This is a genomic window from Ruegeria sp. O5, assembly GCF_056535105.1.
In genome coordinates this window covers 103,943-122,073 of sequence record NZ_JBQERN010000008.1, presented here as the reverse complement: position 1 = coordinate 122,073, position 18,131 = coordinate 103,943, and the positions used below count along the sequence as shown (strand labels likewise).

Below are 18,131 nucleotides of genomic sequence, written 5' to 3'. Positions count from 1 at the left end.
CACATCCCAAGGCCCATTCGCATTTGTCACAGTAGTGACCAGACAAAACAGCCCTTTACCGGAACATCTTGTGCCAAAGCGTCCCTTACGGCAGCCAGGTGTCGGTCGAGATAATCCATGCGATTATCATTCTGAAGACGTTCTGCGCGCGCCATACCGTTTTTGGTGATACAGATTGGTGGCTCGCTCGTATAGCCCTTCATTGTTCGGATCAGAAATCGGTTGCGGGAAATGGCTCGATTTCCCACCCCATCTGGGTTTTAGGCAAAGGCTCGGAGCCTTATTCAAAGCTGGCGTACGGATCGAATCAATACGGCGCTTGACAAGGATACAGCTCGTAATTCACCATATTTGAAACGTTTCAAAGGTGAGGGATGCGAGTTTCTGCCCAACTCTACACAGTGCGGCAATGCGGTGATCTTGCAGATCAGCTGCAATTGGTTGCGGCCTGCGGTTTTTCAGATGTCGAAACCACTGGCTTGCACGGCCTGACCCCAGCTCAGATGGCGGGCACTATTTACGGGTCAGGCCTTAATGTTCGGTCTGCACATTTTGATTGGGAAGAGTTCGAAGGGCGATTTTCGGATATCGTCGAAGTATTAAACCTAATGGAATGCCGGGTGGCTGTCATGCCTTGGCTGGCGCCCCAGGTGCGGCCCGACACTGCCGAGGGATGGAGGGCGGTGTCGGGCCAGTTGTCCAAATGGGCAAATCAGCTGACAGATCAAGATATCAGCCTAGCGTATCACAATCATGATTTTGATCTTATCGGTGAGGCTGGTGACACACCTCTTGACCTGATCCTTGCCGGCGGAGATGTCTTTTGGCAACCAGATATCGGTTGGCTGGTTGCGGCTGGTCTGGATCCGGCGGACGCGATCCGCCGCCACGCCAATCGAATCCTGTCCGTGCATGCAAAGGATATCGACCCAGCAGGCGGAACAGGTGACGCGCGCTGGCGCGATTTGGGCGAAGGCGTGGTTGACTGGAACGCAACCCTGCGTGTGCTTGCCTCGACCAACTGCACGGACCTGTTTGTCGAACATGACGAAACCGATGATCACGTGCGCACCCTGCAAACGGGTCGGTCATTTTTGACGGAACAATTGGCAGGGTTTGGGTGATGGCGCGGGCGACGATCAAATCGATTGCCAGAAGTACTGGGTATTCCGTTGGCACAGTTTCGAATGCTTTGCGGGATTCCGTATCGGTGAAACGGGAAACCCGGGAAGAGATTCAAAAAGTTGCGTCGGATCTGGGATATCGGGTGAATCTGGATGGCCTGAAGCTACGCACCAATAAATCCTATAGAATCGGGGTCATGGTCAGTGTTTCGAACGACGCTGCGGAAGAGTGGGAAGGTGTAGAGTTTACGCGTATTCTAGCCGGTATATCCAATGCGCTAATAGGAACACGCTATCAGTTGAGCGTGTTCAGCACATGTGATGGCGAGGCCGCGGTGCAGACGTTGAAGTCCATCGTGCAGGAAGGGCAGGCTGATGGCGTGATCTTTTCCGGCACACGTGTTCATGATGAACGCGTCGCGTATCTGCAGGGGCAGGGCTTTCCTTTTGTCACATACGGCATGAGCGACAGCCCCCAACCGCATCCTTATGTGGATCTCGACAGTCAGGCAGCAGCTTATGATGCCACCGCCAGGCTGCTTGGGCTGGGGCATCGTCGCATCGCTTTGATAAACCCGCCGGATGACCTGATCTATGCGCAGCAACGCCGCCGGGGTTATGCTAATGCGCTATCAGAATGCGGTGTGGAGTTCGATCCGGCACTGGTTTCCACCGGCCCGACCACCGCGGAATCCGGTCAGCAGAAATTTGCTACGCTTATGGAGTTGCCGAAACCGCCGAGCGCCATCATCTGCGCTAATGAGGCCATAACCCTTGGGGCGCTGTCAGCTGCCGATAAAGCCGGAGTGCAGGTTGGAAGGGACGTTGTGGTCATCTCGAACGACGACTTGAAGCTCAGCCAGTATTTTGTACCGCCACCCAGCACTTATTACTTGCCGATTGCTGAAACAAGCCGTCTGCTGGGTGAGTTCATGTTGAAAGCTTTGGACGGGGTCGATCCGTCCGAGATTCAGAAAAAGATCAGGGCCTCATTGATCGAGCGGCAACCTGACACCCCGGCGCCGGATGCGGCGCAAACCACCTGATCCAACAAAGGAGTACCTGAAAATGTTTAAAAACCTACTTGCCGCTGCAACACTCACAACACTGATGGCTCCAGCGGCCTTTGCTGCCGACCTAGAAGGTCGTGTTCTGAAAATCGGAACCGATGCGACATACCCACCGATGGAAACCGTGGATGAAACAACCGGTGAGATCGTGGGCTTTGACGTCGATGTGATGAATGCAATCTGCGCGAAGGTCAATTGCGTCCCCAATTTCGTAAACACCGCCTGGGATGGTATCTTTGCGGCCCTTCAGCAGGGTGAGTTCGATCTGGTTATCTCGGGCGTGTCGATCACACCGGAACGCGAAGAAACCATGGACTTTTCCGAGCCTTACATCGTTGTCAGCCAGGCCATTCTGTTGCAGGTCGATAATGCTGACATGACACTTGAGGATTTCAAAGCCGGTGGCCAGAAACTGGCCGCGCAAACTGCGACGACCAACGCCCAATTGGCGGAAGAGCTTGTTGGGCGCGAGAATGTCAGCCTTTACGACAACTTCTCGGCCGCCATTTTGGCGCTTCAGAACGCGGACGTTCAGGGCGTGATCATCGATGGCACTTCAGCGGCGGCCTATGAACAGGAATTTGCGGGCGAGTTGACTGTTGGCATCACAGGCCTGCAATCCGACCCGTTAGGCATCGTGTTTCAGGAAGGCGATCCGACAGTGGATGCAATTAACGCTGGTCTGAAAGCCATTCAGGAGGATGGAACGCTGGACGAACTGACAGCCAAATACTGGGGCACCAATTGATCCATTAGCGCCCTTCCGGTCCGGCGGCCAGCGCTGCCGGGCCTTGTCTTAGCGGAGAAGTTCCATGTTGCGCCTCAGCACGATCCGCCCGAGTAACCTGGTGTTGCTCGCAGCAGCGCCCTTTATTATCTACCTGTTCGCCACATCCTCAAAATACTTGCGGTCTCTGGTCGCAATTCTGGGGATCGGCACCGACGCGGGGCCCATCTTTGTTGGATTTCTGCTGATTGCGACCGTTGCGATCCTTGGATATCTTTGCGCACGCTACGTGCGGTTTTCACAAAACTCCCCCGGCTGGTTGCGATTCTGCGCGCTTGCCGCGTTCCCAGCTTCTGCGGCGCTTTTGGTCATCAGCTTTGTTTCTCCGCTGCTTCTGATGCCATTTGCCGAGTCGGTCTTCTTCCATGCGCTCAGCGAAAACACATCACCCCTTATCGATCGATCCAGTCAGACCTGGGTACTGTTTCCGGGCGTGATCGCCAAGGTTCAGACGGGATTACAAGTTTTCCTGGCGGTTTACGCGGCTGTCGTCGCACTATGCCTAATTTCGGCACGTTTGCAGCCGCCCTGGCGCGGGCGCGTCTTGTTGGGGTTGGAGTGTCTCACAGGCGCGGTTCTGTTTTATCTCATGTTCATGGCTCATTGGCAGTTCGCGACCGGGGTGGCCATTACATTCCGCGCGGCCATATTTGCCTATATCTTCGCGGCCATTCTTGGTTTGGTCTGGGTCGGGTTGCAATCGTTTAAACCAAAGGCGCGTACGACGGTCGTCTATGGTTCGATCAGTTTGGCATTGCTGGCAGCCTCAGCCTTTTTCTTCATGCAGCCGCAGGTCAGCTTTGTTCTGGTGGGCAGCACCGAAGGGCGTATCGCGGTTGTGCGCGGCACGCCGCAGGCGCAGGCTGACGTCATCCGGTTTGGTGAGTTCGAAGGGGCCGACGGTCAGCAATATCGCATCCGCAGCGCAACCGATGCCACTGCCGCGCTTGAACAGATCGAAACGGTCGACAGTGTCTCGGGCGCTTTTGTCCCGGCCGATGCCCATACACAAGGTTATCCGGTCCTGTGGCAAACAAGATTTCTACCCGACAAGTACCGCAATCCAGCCCTGGCATTTGCCGTGCTCGGGTTTTTGTTGCTGACACTGACCATCGGCGGGGCTCAGCATAAGCTGCACCCGCTGGCGGTCGGGGCCGAATTTTTCGTGGATACGATACGCGGCATTCCGATGCTGGTAATCATTCTTTATATCGGTTTGCCGCTGGCGGGCGCAGTCAAGGATGTTACCGGCGGCGGAATCGATATGACCAATATGACACGCGGGATCATCGCGATCTCGGTTGGTTATTCCGCCTATATGGCCGAAATTTTCCGGTCCGGGATCGAGGCGATACCGAAAGGCCAATTGGAAGCGGGCAGCTCTCTGGGTTTGTCGCGATGGCATACGGCGCGGCTTATTGTTCTGCCGCAAGCCCTTCGGATTGTAACTCCACCGCTTGGCAACGAGTTCATCGCGATGATCAAGGATACGTCATTGCTGTCTATCCTGTCCGTCCGCGACATGACCCAGAGGATGCGCGAATTTCAGGCGGCTAGCTTTCTGCCCTTTGCCCCCTTCAACACGGCAGCAATCCTGTATGTCGTTCTCACACTCGGCTGCGCCAGTTTCCTGAAGTGGATCGAACGACGCACGGCAAAGGACACACGATGAGCGCGCTGGAACTTGGGGTTTGTTACTACCCCGAACAGTGGGACCCTTTGCAATGGCGAGACGATGCCGCCCGAATGGCAGATATGGGGTTGGATTGGGTGCGGATTGCTGAATTCACCTGGGGCCTGATCGAACCCGCGCGCGGTCAGTTCCACTGGGGCTGGCTGGATGAGGTGATTGAGATTTTGGGGCAAGCCGGTCTGCGGGTCATGATGTCCACCCCAACAGCCGCCCCCCCAAAATGGTTGATCGATGAGTACCCCGAAATCCTGCCTGTAGGGCCGGATGGTCGGGTCAGAGGGTTCGGTTCGCGCAGGCATTATTGTTTTTCCAGTGAGGTTTATCTGGCCGAGGCGCAAAGGATCGCAACCGAATACGCTCGCAGATATGGTCAGAATTCGTATGTACAAGCGTGGCAGATCGACAATGAGTATAACGACCACGATACAGTTCTCAGCTATTCCGATGCCGCGCGGACTGGTTTTCAGAACTGGTTGGAGGAACGATATGGTGCAATCAACGTATTGAACGACGCGTGGGGAACCGTTTTCTGGGGGTCGCTTTACTCACGGTTTGGTCAGATCGAACTGCCCAACGGGCTGGTCGCCATGCCCAATCCAGCCCACGCGCTGGATTTCGCGCGCTATTCTTCAGAGCGGGTTCGGCTGTTCAACAAAACGCAGGTGGATGTTCTGCGCAAATATGCGCCGGGCCGGGATATCACCCATAACTTTATGGCAGGCAGTTTCGAGTTCGATCACCACGTCGTGGCTGCTGATCTGGATATTGTCGGGTTCGACAGTTACCCGCTGGGGAACCTATTGGGCTCTTCCCTTTCGGATGAAGAAAAGCGCCGTTATCTGCGCACCGGCGCACCGGACTATCAGGGATTTCATTGTGATTTATATCGCAGTCAGGGGCGCGGTCGGATGTGGGTTCTGGAACAGCAGCCGGGTCCGGTAGATTGGGCCGATAAAAACCCCTCTCCGGCAGAGGGGATGGTTCGGCTTTGGACCTGGGCGGCCTATGCACATGGCGCGCAAGCCGTGATGTTCTTTCGCTGGCGACAGGCAAAATCTGCTCAAGAACAATACCATACAGCGATATTGCGGTCAGATGGCAGCCTGGATCAGGCCGCTGTTGAATTGGCCCAGATCGTGAAGGATCGCGCCATTTTGCCACCCGAGAGGCGGGCAAAAGCGCGGGTTGCAATGCTGCTGGATTATACCTCGATCTGGGCGGCGGATATCCTGCCGCATGACAGGGATTTCCCCAATGTCCAGATTTTTCGCGAGTGGCACACTGCTATTCGTGGTTTTGGGGTCGATCTTGATTTTGTTGGCCCTGAAGATGAACTGAGCGGCTATGCCCTCATCGTATTACCGCAAAGCATGATCGTGACGGCTGACCTTGCAGACAAGCTTGACGCTTCGGGAGCCAAGATACTGATAGGTGCCCGTTCCGGCAGCAAGACATCCGGGATGAACACTCCTTCCAATCTGGCTCCGGGCGAACTGGCAAAGTTAACAGGTATCCGTGTCACGCGCGTCGAATCACTCCCTTCACTTGCGCAGGAGGCTGTGATTCTTCCCGATGGTCAGCAACTCGAATTCACGGGCTGGCGTGAAATCGTCGAAACCAAAGAGCACGTTTTGGCCCGCTTCAAGAGCGCTTATTGCGATGCCAGCCCGGCGGTCATCCGTTCTGACCGCACGACCTATCTGGCAATGGTTCCGCGTAATGAGCTTTTGCAAGCGATTGTCGGTGAGGTACTGAACTGGGCTGGGATAAATGCAACGCCTTGCGATCCCGATTTGCGCATAACCCAACGCGGCTCGACCTACTACGCGTTCAACTTCAGTGACGTTTCAAAGCCTTTGCCTGTTGGCCTTGCACGTCAAATTTTGCTTGGTTCAGATCCGGTCAATCCAAAGGACATTACCGTTTGGCAGGAGAATGCGGCGCCTCATAATTCAGCTTAGACGTGTCAAATCGCGAAACTGGACATAAGATTTTCGCAAACTGTCACTTTTGGACTGACGGATGGGCGCAGAAAGTCCTATGAATAGAAAACAAAAAAATCGAGTCCAACAACGGGAGAACACTATGGTTACCAAATCATCACTTTCCAGACGCACTGTTTTGAAAGGAGCGGGTGCCGCGGCACTTGCCGCGCCTCTTTACAGCAAGAGCGCACTGGCGTCGTCCGGTGAAATCAACATCCTGATGTGGTCGGATTACCTGCCGCCCAGCTTTATCGAAGAGTTTGAGACCCTTACCGGCATCAAGGTGAACTACACCGGGATCGGCTCAAACGAAGAAATCATCAACAAGATGAAGGCAACCAAAGGTCAGGGCTTTGACATCGTCTCACCGACCAACAACCGCTCGTTGCAGTGGGAGCCGCTGGAGCTGTTGCAGCCCTTTGACATGAACAAGGTTCCGGTCGACTTGGTGAACCCTGCCATGGCCAAAATCGGTACGGATGCTTGGAACTTTGGCGGCGCCGGGGTCCACTGGTTGCCGCATATCTGGGGCACCGAAGGTATTGCATACCGCACCGACTTGTGGCTGCCGGCTGGGGATGCACCATCCTATGGCGACGTCTGGTCGGAAGAAAACGCAGGCAAGACCATGGGCCGCGCGCATTCGATGATGCTTGGCGCTGGTCTTTACATGGAGCGTTCCGGCGAGATGGAGCCGGGTTCGGTCTGGGCCGCATATGGCGATGAAGAAACCATGCGCAAGGTCTGGGGACAGATCACCGACTGGTGCATTGCACGTAAGGATCGCATCAAGCTGATCTGGAACGACGCCGACACGCAGAAGAACGGCCTTCTGAACGAAGGTGTTGTTGTCGGTCAGACCTGGGACGGTCCGCCACTGGCACTGAAATCGGCTGGTGAACCGGTGCACTATCAGGCGCCTATCGAAGGGGCGATGGCATGGGTTGACGGGATGTCGATTCCATCTGGTGCGGCGAATATCGACCAGATCTATGCCTTCATCGACTTCGCCTATCAGGCCAAACCTGCCGGTGTTGCCATCGACAGCCACGGGTACAACTCTCCTGTTCTGGGGGCTGACCAGTATTCTGGCGACACCTACAAGAAGAACTTTGCCGAGGCCTATCCGGGCGACTCGCTGGCCAACCTCAACCCGTGGCCGGCCGAAGCACCATGGTATGCTGAAACGCGGACCGAGTTCGTCAACAAGTTCAAGAGCGCATAAGCGATCTGAAACCATGCCCCTCGCGTTCTGCGGGGGGCAACAATCTGTGCGCCGCTCCGGCGTAACGGAAAGCTATGTGGTGTGGTGACAGCACACACCTCAGGGAGATACCAAAAATGAGTGCAGGGGTCGGAGTCGATCTGGAAAACCTGTGGATCCGTTTCGGTGACTTCGTCGCCGTGCGCGATGCAAACGTCAATATAAACGGGGGCGATTTCTTTTCGTTCCTCGGGCCCTCGGGTTGCGGAAAAACAACGATCTTAAGGGCTGTTTCCGGCTTTCTCGAGCCTAGCGAAGGCAATGTTCTGATCGGCGGCAAGAACATGCGGGGCATCGGACCTAACAAACGCCCCACTGCTCTGATCTTTCAGAACCTGGCGTTGTTTCCCTTGATGAAGGTCTGGGAGAACATCACGTTCTCGATGGAAATCAAAGGTGCCAGCAGCGCCGAACGGCGCAAGCGCGCTGATGCGCTTTTGGACATGATCGCGCTGCCGGGGCAAGGCGACAAACTTCCTAGCGAATTGTCTGGGGGTCAGCGTCAGCGAGTGGCCATCGCTCGCGCCCTTTGCGCCGAGCCGGATGTTCTGCTTCTTGATGAACCTTTGTCGGCACTTGACCTCAAACTGCGCCAGCACATGCGAACGGAACTGCGTGAGATACAGCAGCGGGTGGGCATTACCTTTATCTACATCACACACGACCAGGGCGAGGCACTGACCATGTCAGACAATATCGCCGTCATGCGTGCAGGTGTGATTGACCAGATTGCCGACGGTAAAACCATCTACAACGATCCCAACACGGCTTTCGCGGCCTCATTTGTCGGCGAAAACAACGTTTTCCGTGGCAAGATCAAACAGGTCATGGGCAACGAGGCGCTGATCTCGACCAACCGCTCGGGCGACCTGGTTGCACGGATATCGACCGCCAACCAAGGCAAGATGAAAGAAGGCGATAGTGCGATGATGTTCATTCGTCCCGAAGCCTTCGCCATTGCGCCCGAGGGGGCTTCGGGTGACCATTTTGTTACCGCGCGGGTCAACCACGAAGAATTCGAAGGCAACGTCTTCAACATCTTTACCGAAGGTGAAGGTGGAAAAGAGATCAAGGTGTCGATCCCGAACCATGGACAATCCTTCGAGGACCACACCGGACAGAACATCACGTTGGAATACAAGACGCATAATGCCGTCATCGTTCCTGCGGGTGAACTGGCTGCAGAATAAGGGGAAAAACTCATGCCCCAGTTTCTGAAAGACTTCTTCAATCGCAACGGCACCGGCATGGGAGTGGCGATCCTGGGTCTGGTTCTGTTCTGGACCATCGGCCTGATCATCCTTCCGCAGCTGTCGATGTTGGACTTCTCGTTCCGTCCGAACCTGCCGCCGCCAGAGATCGGCGGACCCAAAGACGTATATACGCTGGAGAACTACAAATATCTGATTTATGGCCCCGAAGGCGGCAGTCAGGACTACAACACCGTTGATCTGAGGGTGTTTTTCCGAACTCTTGTGGCTGCGGTTTTTGTGACGGTTTTCAACCTGATCATCTGCTATCCGATTGCCTATTACCTGGGTCAGGCCGAAGGTAGCCATATTCGTATCTTTGCGATCATGCTGATCATCCCTTACTGGATCAACGAAATCCTGCGCGCCTTTGCGCTACGCATCATCTTTGGGGAAACAGGTGTGTTGAACACGTTGTTCACGGGGTTGGGCATCTGGGATACGCCGTTCGACTTCATTCGCAATGACATCGCGCTCTATGCGGGTCTGGGATACGCGTACATTCTGCTGATGATTTTCCCGATGTATAACGTGATTGAAAGTCTGGACAAAAACCAGATCGAAGCAGCACGCGACCTTGGGGCGCCTTGGTGGCGGATACATTGGCGTGTGGTCATTCCTTATGCCAAGCCGGGGATCAGCTCGGGCTGTACCATGGTCTTCATGTTGTCCGCCGGTGCGTTGGCTGCGCCGCAAATTCTGGGCGGGCCGTCCAGTTTGTGGTTCACCCAACTGATCTATCAGCAGTTCAATGACAACAACGACTGGCCACAGGGCGCCGCCTACGCAATCGTTCTGCTGGTCACTTGTATTCTGTTCGTGCTGGCCATGATGCGCCTGTTCAAAGTGAACATGGGGGATATCGGGAAATGAACAATTCCTTCCTCCGTATAAGCATCTGGGTCTATCTGGCGATCTTCTTCCTGTATCTGCTGGGCCCGCTTGTGATCATGTCGATCACCGCGTTCAACTCGTCCGGCTTCCCCCGTATGAGCCCATGGGAATGTCTGACATTCCAGTGGTTTGGCGAACTGTTTCAGGATCAGCGCATCCTAAACGGTATCAAGAACTCGCTGATCATCGGAATTGGCACAGTGATCCTGTCCGTGGCGATGGGTTTGGCAGGCGCGCTGATGCTGACCCAGATCTGGCCGAAGCTTCGCGCGACCTACTATACTGTCATCATCGCACCGATCCTGATCCCCGGTGTGGTACTTGGTATCTCGACGCTGGTCTTCTGGGACCGGATCAACCGGATGCTGGGGCTGGGTGCAGACAGCTTTCTGTCAAACGGCATCTTCCTGACGGTGATCGGCCAATCCACCTTCATCGCCAGTTACTGCATGCTGGTGCTAGTGGCGCGGTTGCAACGGTACGATGTTGCCTTGACCGAGGCGGCACTGGACCTTGGGGCCAGCCATGCACAGGCTTTCCGCAAGATCCTGCTGCCCTTCATGCGCCCTGCAATCGCCTCGGCAGCGGTGCTGGCATTCTTGGCCTCGTTCGAGAACTACAACACCACCACTTTCACCTTTGGTGAATACCCGACGCTGACGATTGAGCTGGCTCAGAAGGTTCGCTACGGCATCACGCCTGCGATCTCGGCGCTGGCATTCATCATCGTTGCGCTGACGGTTTTCTTCGCTCTGCTTAACGAAGCCAAGCTGAAACGTCAGGAACTGGTGGCCGCGGCGCGTAAGAACGCAACGGTCGAGGAACTGGCTGGAAAGATCAAGCTGCCCAGTTTCTTTGCCGGTAACATGGCCGCCGTGTTGTTGGTCGCATTTGCGGTTGTAACGATCACCGTTATCGGCACAGCGGCGACCTACAGTCCGGCGCAATGCATTGCCGATGTTCGCGAGCAAAAACAGCTGGAAGCGGAACAACGCATTCAGGAACTTCGCAAGCAGCGTGAGGAACGCCGCAAACAGCAGGAGGCGGAAAAAGCCGGGCAGGGTGATGCCCAAACCGCGCCAAAGCCGTCAAATAACAGCGGTTTTGGTAATGTCTTCGCTCCGAACTCGCTGGATGGTAGCGAGAATGAAAGCAACGAAGGTACTTCTGAATCCGAGAGTGAGCCATCCAACAACAGTGGTTTCGGAGGGGTGTTTGACCCCAACAGCCTGAAAAGCGACTAATGCTGTGCTAAGCGGCAACCAACGCAACTGCCCGGACAGGATTCAAATCTGTCCGGGCAGATTGCGCTTCAGGATTCTTACATCACAACCGCCGATGGTCGACCCGTTCCAGACCACCGGTTCAGCGTTATAGTTGATCAGGAACACGTGATCGGCTGTCTCACGCAGTCGCAGTCCTGGCGGCATTGGCTTCAGGCTCAATCCCGTTTCTTCCGCAGCCAGGCCGATGACGCGATCCCATAATATTTCGTTTGGGAAGCCTGCAAGATACCAGAGCCCGTCCCCTGCCATAAGCGCAGGCGCTCCGTCGTCAAAACTCAGAATTTCTTCGGCTGATCCTGAAAGGCGATCAATCCAATGTTGTACCGCGCCGCCACCTCGGACAGTCCGGTTGTTTGCGGGGGGCAGTGTTTCGACCAAATCCACGTTGCAATCCAACCCTTTCAGGCCAGGTCGACCGACGACGGGGATCTGGAAATCACGAGTAATTGCGCCGCTGCGCGGACCGAGGATGGCCAGATCCGAGTTGTCCGTTAACCTACGCTCCAAATCCGGGCCAATCGTTGCCAGTCCGGGGGCAAGGATCAGCGCATAATGCGCGGACAGGTCATTGGACGAAACGAAATCAATCGACAGCCCCGCGCGGCGCAATGCACGATAAGCTGAGAAGACCAACCGGAAATAGTCAAAGCCTGCTCCTTGCGGTAGCGATGTCCAGGCCCAGTCCGAAGGGTAATCAAACAGTATGGCAACCTTGGATTGCGCCTGATGCACCTCGCCCAATGTATATAGCTCATCCGCTGTCTGACGGGCCTCGTGCAAGGCAGGGGCAGGGCGATTGTCCGGTGTCAGCAAACCCGCGTGCATCTGTTCCTGTGCAAAGGGGGCTTGCCGCCACCGAAAATAGCTCACAACCTCAGCTCCGTGAGCGACAGCCTCAAGCGACCACAACCGTACCATTCCGGGTAAGGGTGCCGGGTTATAGGGTGCCCAATTCACCGGACCGGGTTGTTGTTCCATCACCCACCATCGGCCACGGCCCACTGCCCGGTAAAGATCATGGTGAAACGCCTGCATGTCCGGATCGCCTTGCTGAAGAAAGGCGGTCTTGTGGGCTTCGTCATCTTCCAATCGGTCCGATAGAAATCCGATCGGATAGCTGTCCCAAGTCGCAATATCCAGATCCGCGCCAACCTCGAAATGGTCGAAATCCAGAATACGGCCCATATAGTTATGCAACAGCGGCGCATCGGTTAAAGTTCGCAATACATCGACCTGAGCTTTGTTGAATGCCACAACCTGATCTGAACTGAACCGACGGAATGCCAGTACATGAGCAGGGTTCGGCTCGGTTACAGTTTGATTGGGTAAATCAACCTCATCGAAGCTACGGTACTCCATCGACCAGAACACGTTTCCCCAGGCCTTGTTCAGCTGTTCTATGGAACTGTATTGAACAGCCAGCCAGCGCCTGAATGCGTTCAGAGCCGGGGTGCTATAGCTGACGGTTGTGTCGTGACACCCATACTCATTATCGATCTGCCATGCCGCCACATACGGGTTGTGACCATAGCGCTTCCCCAGGACCCTTGCGATACGGACACATTCATCGACATAACCCTGGTGGCTAAAGCAATAATGTCGCCGTGACCCGAATTTGCGCACGTTTCCATGTGCATCCACGGCCAGCATGTCCGGATGTTTGTCCAGCATCCAACGCGGTGGCGTTGCTGTTGGTGTGCCAAGCACGACTTTCAATCCCGCCTCGCCAAGTGTTTCAACCGCATGGTCCAGCCATTCGAATTGCAGGGTTCCGGGGTGGGGCTCCAGCCGGCTCCAGGCGAACTCTCCTATGCGTACCCACGAGATGCCGGTGTCCACCATGCGCGCGGCATCTTCCGCCCACATCGCCTCGGGCCAGTGTTCAGGGTAGTAACACACACCAAGTTCCGGCTTCATAATATGATCCTGTGTTCTGCCTGCCCTCGCCCCGCGTTTGGCATTGCAAAGGTCATGCCGTTGGTGGGTTGGGATTCAATATCCGCGTTGCTCAATCCCTGGCGCGCTGAGGTGCAGAACAGCGTGCCTAAGCTGTCGCCGCCAAACGCCGGGCAGGACGTATGTGACGCGTCGAAGGAAATGGCCTTTAGAAATTGACCTTCGGGCGTGTAGGCCGCGACACGTCCGATCCCCCATTGCGCGATCCAGATGTTCCCGTCGGCATCAACCACCGCACCGTCCGGGTTCAGGCCTTCTTTGCGTAAGTCCAGAAATACCGTGCTTTCCCCTTCGGGCCATCCGCTTTCTGCATTCAAGCTCCAGCGCCTGACCTGCCTCGTTTTCGTGTCACAGAAATAGGCCACGGATCGATCCGGGGCAAAACAGATTGCATTGGAAATCGTCACATCCGACACGAGACATCTGAGTGTACCTTTCCAGAACCGATAGATTGATCCGGCCCCGGCTTCAGCCTGTTTGCCCATCGTACCGATCCAGAAACCGCCCCAGGGATCAGCGCGACCGTCATTCGAGCGGGTAATTGGGTTGTCTGCCTCGAGCGGCGTGACCAGCGCTCGATGCCCGGACTTCAAGTTAAACTGCCAAAGACCCGTTTCCGACGCCAAAAGCAGTGTATCGCGATCCACCCAGCCAGCGGCAGAGACATGTTCATCGAAATCCCAGCTTATCTGATTTTCGCCTTCGCGCGTCATCATGCGTTTGTTGAGAATGTCGAACCAGAAAAGCTGTTGCCGAGCGGGGTGCCATAGCGGACCTTCGCCCAACGCGCATGGGCGGTCGTCAAAGACCGTACTCATCCTGCCGCCTTGTCAAAGGCTGCCACGATTTGCCCCGCGCGTTCTGCGACTTCGACTGTATCCATGCCAGGTTTGTACAGCGCTGATCCAATCCCGAATCCATCGGCACCAGCTTTGATCCATTGGTCGAAATTTTCGGGCCCGGCACCGCCGACGGCAAAGACGCGTGTTTCCTTGGGCAAGACGGGGCGAAGTGCTGCGAGCCCTAAAGGGCCAGCCATGACACCAGGAAACAGCTTTAATCCTGTGGCCCCGGCTTTGAGAGCGGCAAAAGCTTCGGTCGGCGTGTAAACGCCCGGCCAGCTTTGCATCCCCAACGCCACAGACCGTTTGATCACATCAGCATCATAATTGGGTGACACGATCAACTTGCCGCCGGCATTCCGAACTGCGTCCACCTGATCAACCGTTAGTACAGTACCAGCGCCAATCAGGGCGCGATCTTCGAAAGCTTCGGCCAGAATGGAAATGCTGTCGAGCGGATCAGGCGAATTGAGTGGAACTTCGATCCGGTCGATCCCTGCATCGATGATAACTCTGCCAACCGCCTCGGCTTCTTGTGGTTGCAGACCACGCAGAATGGCGATGATGGGGCGGCTCATGCGATTTGCCTTGTCATGTTGCGCGCCAGTGCCAGCCCGGCCAGCGTTGCTTCGGTGGCGTTTGCAGTCTCAACAAAAGCGCCCTGTTGTCTTAGCGCTGCCGCATAGACCCGCGATACGGCATCTGCGCCAATGATAGCCAGTTGTTGGCCCAGCCAATATGGACGAGTGGCGGCCAATTCAGCACCGATAAGCAGTCCGGACAGCCGTGCGCGCGCGATGTCTTTGTCCTGATCGTGCAGCAGGTCTGCAGCCCGCAAGCCGAACAGGCGTGCAGCCAACTGTTCGGGTTTGGACAATGTATCCGCCACAGCATCTGCAAAGGCATCTTCATCCCATCCTTCACCTATAGAATGCCGCAGCACAGATTGCGCACTTAACAAATCAAAAAGCTCTCCGGTCATGAGCGTCCGAAAACTCACGATTTCACCTGCGCTGACCTGAACCCACTTCGTGTGAGTTCCCGGAAGGCAGAGGACACCATCCCAGTTCTGGCGAGTTCCCAAAAATCCAGCGATCTGAGTTTCTTCGCCCCGCATCACATCCGGCGGGGTCAATTGCTTTAATCCGGGTATGACGAAGGCTCGGATGCGCGGGTCTGTGCTGGGAACACGGACCGGTACTTGCGGCAAGGGTTGCGACGGAACGGTAGAATAAGGTGCTTCGACCCAGCCTTGGCGTGCACCGACCATACCGCAGGCGATCACATCTATGGGGCCATCCTTCAGCCAGTTTTCAACAAGTTCCAACAGGGCGGTCTGGAACCCGTCGGCTCCGATACGTGCCATACCTTTGTCGGACTGCGCGCAGTCCAGCACCGTTGCCCCCTGCATGGCCCAGACCCGCAGGTGAGATGTGCCCCAATCAACGGCGATCCAGTCGGTATTCATTGCTTCACCCTGAAACTACGACGCCGCCATCAACCGCCATACACTGACCGGTCATCGCCCGGCTGGCGTTGGATGCCAGGAACAATGTCGGTGCAACCATGTCTTCGGGCGTCAAATGTTCTTTCAGGCATTGTCGATCCAAATGCGCGGCCAAATCTTCGGGCGTGGCCCACTTATCCAGCTGTTTTTGCGTCAAAACCCAACCGGGAGCCAGCGCATTCACACGTATGTTCTTTGGCCCCAGTTCGCGGGCCAAAGACCGCGTCATCCCTGTAATGCCCGCATTTGACGTCGTATAGATCGGATAGCCTGCATTGCCCATCATGTAGCTGATCGAGCTGAAGTTAATGATAACGCCGCCTTCCTTCATTTGCCGGGCCGCTTCCTGACAGGCGAAATAGTAGGCTTTCAGGTTTACGTCGATCATCCAGTCCCAGAACTCGGTCGTGGTTTCCTCAAGTGTATGGCGCTGGTCATTGGCCGCGTTGTTAACCAAAACGTCTAGGGGGCCGTGGGCTTCGGCGGCTTTGGCCATTGTCGTGTGAAGAAGCTGAGTGTCGGTCATATCGCCCTGCATGAACAGAGGTGCGCGGCCGTGTTTGTCGCGCATCTCTTCGACAAAACCGCTGGCGTCCGATCTGCCGATAAAAGCCACATTGGCCCCCTGAGCCAAAAACCCATCCGTTAATGCTGCGCCCACGCCCGAGCCTCCGCCGGTGATATAGACGGATGACCCGTTCAAGTCATGAAATGTTGCTGGTTGGGTCATCAGTGGCTCTCTCTGGTCACAAGGCGGGTGTCTTTGCCGACAAGGAAATCCAGATCGGCACCTTGATCGGCCTGCAGCACATGATCGACATATAGTTTGGCATACCCGCGGGAATAATGCGGCTTGTCTGGTTTCCATTGGGCTCGGCGCGCGTCCAGTTCTTTTTCGTCCACCAACAGCTCAAGCTTTCCAGCGCTGGCAGATACGCGGATGCGGTCGCCGGTTTTCACCAGCGCCAGTGTGCCGCCCGCCTGTGCCTCGGGGCTGACATGTAGGATGACGGTGCCATAGGCAGTGCCGGACATACGGGCATCCGAGATACGGATCATGTCGCGAACACCTTCCTTAACCAATCTGGCCGGAATCGGCATGTTTCCTACCTCGGGCATCCCGGGATAACCCTTGGGTCCACATCCCTTGAGCACCAGAATGCTCTTGGATGTGACCGGCAGATCAACCCGGTCGATATTGGCTTTCAGGTCTTCGATATTTTCGAAAACGAACGCCTCACCCTCGGTTTCAAGAAGGGCATCTGTTGCGGCAGAAGGTTTGACGATGGCCCCGTTGGGCGCAAGATTGCCGCGTAAAACACGAAGGCCAGCAGCGGGCTTCACCGGATCGTTGAAAGGGCGAATGACGTCGCGGTTGAAACATTCAGCACCTTCGTAGTGGGCCGAGATGTCCTTGTTCAGAACCGTTCTGGCCGGGCGCAGGAAAGGTTTGAGTTCGCTCAGCACAGCCGGCACACCGCCCGCGTAACAGAAATCTTCCATCAGGTATTTGCCTGAGGGCATGCAGTTCACCAGAAGGGGAATCTCTGATCCGATTTCAAAGTCCTTGAGCGTCAGGTCAACGCCCACGCGACCTGCGAGCGCAAGTAGATGCACAACGGCATTGGTCGATCCACCAACGGCCGCATTGGCGAGGATTGCATTCTCGAAGGCTTCCTTAATCAAAATGTCCGATGGTTTCAGGTCTTCGTCGACCATTTCGACAATCCGCTTGCCGGTCAAATGGGCGAGGGCCATGCGGCGGGCGTCAACGGCGGGCAGGGCGGCATTGGTGGGCAGGCTCATGCCCATCGCTTCGACCAGAGACGCCATGGTGCTGGCGGTTCCCATGGTCATGCAGACCCCGGCACTGCGAGACATCCCGGATTCGGCGCTCATGAACTGTTGAAGGGTCATCTCTCCGGCGCGCACAGCTTCGGAAAACTTCCAAACATCGGTTCCTGAGCCAATATCCTGACCGCGATATTTTCCATTCAGCATAGGGCCGGAGCTGACAACGATCGACGGCAGATCGACCGATGCCGCGCCCATCAGCTGGCCTGGCGTGGTCTTGTCGCACCCGCCCAGCAGAACCACACCATCAATGCCATATGCGCGGATCGACTCTTCGACATCCATGGCCAGAAGATTGCGAAACAGCATGGCTGTGGGTTTCATCTGGGTCTCGCCCAACGACATGACCGGGAATTCGACGGGAAAGCCCCCGGCCTCCCACACACCACGCTTTACCCCTTCGGCCAGATCGCGCAGGCCGGAATTGCAAGGGGTTAGCTCCGACCATGTGTTGCAGATTCCGATGATCGGCCGCCCATCGAAGGCGTGATCAGGAAAACCCTGATTTTTCATCCAGGATCGATGGATGAACCCATCCTTGTCGAGTTTCCCGTACCAGTGCTGTGAGCGGCGTTTTGACATTGTTCTGTGATGCTTTTTTAGGTCTGGGTGGATTTGA

The 18,131-nt window shown here is 55.9% G+C and carries 16 protein-coding genes; 9 read left to right on the top strand and 7 right to left on the bottom strand.

The window, feature by feature from the left end; all coding sequences use genetic code 11:
* Positions 1-26: 26 nt before the first annotated feature.
* The gene (locus tag ACR0M3_RS12260) at positions 27-155 is read right to left on the bottom strand and encodes a family 1 glycosylhydrolase (protein WP_480911061.1); all 129 of its coding nucleotides are present in this window, start codon (positions 153-155) and stop codon (positions 27-29) included.
* A gap of 219 nt (positions 156-374) precedes the next feature.
* Here ACR0M3_RS12260 and ACR0M3_RS12255 point away from each other — a divergent pair, with 219 nt between their 5' ends.
* From ACR0M3_RS12255 to ACR0M3_RS12215, 9 genes are all read left to right on the top strand, one after another.
* On the top strand, positions 375-1,124 hold the full coding sequence (locus ACR0M3_RS12255) for a sugar phosphate isomerase/epimerase family protein (RefSeq protein ID WP_480623579.1): 750 nt from the start codon (positions 375-377) through the stop codon (positions 1,122-1,124).
* Positions 1,124-2,170 (top strand): LacI family transcriptional regulator, encoded by a 1,047-nt coding sequence (locus ACR0M3_RS12250; protein WP_480910999.1) that lies wholly within the window; start codon positions 1,124-1,126, stop codon positions 2,168-2,170. Before ACR0M3_RS12255 ends, ACR0M3_RS12250 begins: the two co-directional genes overlap by 1 nt.
* Before the next feature lie 22 nt (positions 2,171-2,192).
* On the top strand, positions 2,193-2,942 hold the full coding sequence (locus ACR0M3_RS12245; RefSeq protein ID WP_480483651.1) for a basic amino acid ABC transporter substrate-binding protein: 750 nt from the start codon (positions 2,193-2,195) through the stop codon (positions 2,940-2,942).
* A gap of 64 nt (positions 2,943-3,006) precedes the next feature.
* Positions 3,007-4,653: an amino acid ABC transporter permease gene (locus ACR0M3_RS12240; protein WP_480519810.1), complete on the top strand. Its 1,647-nt coding sequence runs from the start codon at positions 3,007-3,009 to the stop codon at positions 4,651-4,653.
* On the top strand, positions 4,650-6,635 hold the full coding sequence (locus ACR0M3_RS12235) for a beta-galactosidase (protein WP_480910996.1): 1,986 nt from the start codon (positions 4,650-4,652) through the stop codon (positions 6,633-6,635). Before ACR0M3_RS12240 ends, ACR0M3_RS12235 begins: the two co-directional genes overlap by 4 nt.
* A gap of 124 nt (positions 6,636-6,759) precedes the next feature.
* A complete protein-coding gene (locus tag ACR0M3_RS12230) occupies positions 6,760-7,884 on the top strand; it encodes an extracellular solute-binding protein (RefSeq protein WP_209507630.1) in 1,125 nt (374 codons plus the stop codon).
* Between the two features lie 116 nt (positions 7,885-8,000).
* A complete protein-coding gene (locus ACR0M3_RS12225) occupies positions 8,001-9,113 on the top strand; it encodes an ABC transporter ATP-binding protein (protein WP_480483654.1) in 1,113 nt (370 codons plus the stop codon).
* Between the two features lie 12 nt (positions 9,114-9,125).
* Complete coding sequence (locus ACR0M3_RS12220) at positions 9,126-10,046, top strand: ABC transporter permease (RefSeq protein WP_209597330.1); 921 nt, start codon at positions 9,126-9,128, stop codon at positions 10,044-10,046.
* Positions 10,043-11,311, top strand: a complete 1,269-nt coding sequence (locus tag ACR0M3_RS12215) for an ABC transporter permease (RefSeq protein ID WP_480483655.1) — start codon at positions 10,043-10,045, stop codon at positions 11,309-11,311. Before ACR0M3_RS12220 ends, ACR0M3_RS12215 begins: the two co-directional genes overlap by 4 nt.
* Before the next feature lie 42 nt (positions 11,312-11,353).
* On the opposite strand, the gene ACR0M3_RS12210 is transcribed toward ACR0M3_RS12215, so the two are convergent.
* Genes ACR0M3_RS12210 through ACR0M3_RS12185 form a run of 6 tightly spaced genes read right to left on the bottom strand, consistent with a single transcriptional unit; the run spans position 11,354 to position 18,094 of the window.
* Entirely contained in the window at positions 11,354-13,270 is a 1,917-nt protein-coding gene (locus ACR0M3_RS12210; RefSeq protein WP_480910993.1) for a beta-galactosidase, read from the bottom strand.
* Entirely contained in the window at positions 13,267-14,127 is an 861-nt protein-coding gene (locus ACR0M3_RS12205) for an SMP-30/gluconolactonase/LRE family protein (RefSeq protein ID WP_480910991.1), read from the bottom strand. Before ACR0M3_RS12205 ends, ACR0M3_RS12210 begins: the two co-directional genes overlap by 4 nt.
* Positions 14,124-14,729: a 2-dehydro-3-deoxy-6-phosphogalactonate aldolase gene (locus tag ACR0M3_RS12200; protein WP_480910989.1), complete on the bottom strand. Its 606-nt coding sequence runs from the start codon at positions 14,727-14,729 to the stop codon at positions 14,124-14,126. Before ACR0M3_RS12200 ends, ACR0M3_RS12205 begins: the two co-directional genes overlap by 4 nt.
* Positions 14,726-15,619, bottom strand: a complete 894-nt coding sequence (locus ACR0M3_RS12195) for a 2-dehydro-3-deoxygalactonokinase (RefSeq protein WP_480910987.1) — start codon at positions 15,617-15,619, stop codon at positions 14,726-14,728. The genes ACR0M3_RS12200 and ACR0M3_RS12195 overlap by 4 nt, the downstream gene beginning before the upstream one ends.
* 4 nt (positions 15,620-15,623) lie before the next feature.
* Positions 15,624-16,388, bottom strand: coding sequence for an SDR family NAD(P)-dependent oxidoreductase (locus ACR0M3_RS12190; RefSeq protein ID WP_480519824.1), 765 nt, complete (start codon positions 16,386-16,388; stop codon positions 15,624-15,626).
* Positions 16,388-18,094, bottom strand: coding sequence for an IlvD/Edd family dehydratase (locus tag ACR0M3_RS12185; protein WP_480623570.1), 1,707 nt, complete (start codon positions 18,092-18,094; stop codon positions 16,388-16,390). Before ACR0M3_RS12185 ends, ACR0M3_RS12190 begins: the two co-directional genes overlap by 1 nt.
* Between the last annotated feature and the right edge of the window lie 37 nt (positions 18,095-18,131).

Bases quoted from the DNA above. Each gene is read 5' to 3' on its own strand.
- ACR0M3_RS12240 (WP_480519810.1), top strand. From the start codon at position 3,007: ATGTTGCGCCTCAGCACGATCCGCCCGAGTAACCTGGTGTTGCTCGCA.
- ACR0M3_RS12195 (WP_480910987.1), bottom strand. From the start codon at position 15,619: ATGAATACCGACTGGATCGCCGTTGATTGGGGCACATCTCACCTGCGG.
- ACR0M3_RS12190 (WP_480519824.1), bottom strand. From the start codon at position 16,388: ATGACCCAACCAGCAACATTTCATGACTTGAACGGGTCATCCGTCTAT.
- ACR0M3_RS12230 (WP_209507630.1), top strand. From the start codon at position 6,760: ATGGTTACCAAATCATCACTTTCCAGACGCACTGTTTTGAAAGGAGCG.
- ACR0M3_RS12260 (WP_480911061.1), bottom strand. From the start codon at position 155: ATGGCGCGCGCAGAACGTCTTCAGAATGATAATCGCATGGATTATCTC.
- ACR0M3_RS12235 (WP_480910996.1), top strand. From the start codon at position 4,650: ATGAGCGCGCTGGAACTTGGGGTTTGTTACTACCCCGAACAGTGGGAC.
- ACR0M3_RS12220 (WP_209597330.1), top strand. From the start codon at position 9,126: ATGCCCCAGTTTCTGAAAGACTTCTTCAATCGCAACGGCACCGGCATG.
- ACR0M3_RS12255 (WP_480623579.1), top strand. From the start codon at position 375: ATGCGAGTTTCTGCCCAACTCTACACAGTGCGGCAATGCGGTGATCTT.
- ACR0M3_RS12250 (WP_480910999.1), top strand. From the start codon at position 1,124: ATGGCGCGGGCGACGATCAAATCGATTGCCAGAAGTACTGGGTATTCC.
- ACR0M3_RS12185 (WP_480623570.1), bottom strand. From the start codon at position 18,094: ATGTCAAAACGCCGCTCACAGCACTGGTACGGGAAACTCGACAAGGAT.
- ACR0M3_RS12215 (WP_480483655.1), top strand. From the start codon at position 10,043: ATGAACAATTCCTTCCTCCGTATAAGCATCTGGGTCTATCTGGCGATC.
- ACR0M3_RS12245 (WP_480483651.1), top strand. From the start codon at position 2,193: ATGTTTAAAAACCTACTTGCCGCTGCAACACTCACAACACTGATGGCT.
- ACR0M3_RS12225 (WP_480483654.1), top strand. From the start codon at position 8,001: ATGAGTGCAGGGGTCGGAGTCGATCTGGAAAACCTGTGGATCCGTTTC.
- ACR0M3_RS12205 (WP_480910991.1), bottom strand. From the start codon at position 14,127: ATGAGTACGGTCTTTGACGACCGCCCATGCGCGTTGGGCGAAGGTCCG.
- ACR0M3_RS12200 (WP_480910989.1), bottom strand. From the start codon at position 14,729: ATGAGCCGCCCCATCATCGCCATTCTGCGTGGTCTGCAACCACAAGAA.
- ACR0M3_RS12210 (WP_480910993.1), bottom strand. From the start codon at position 13,270: ATGAAGCCGGAACTTGGTGTGTGTTACTACCCTGAACACTGGCCCGAG.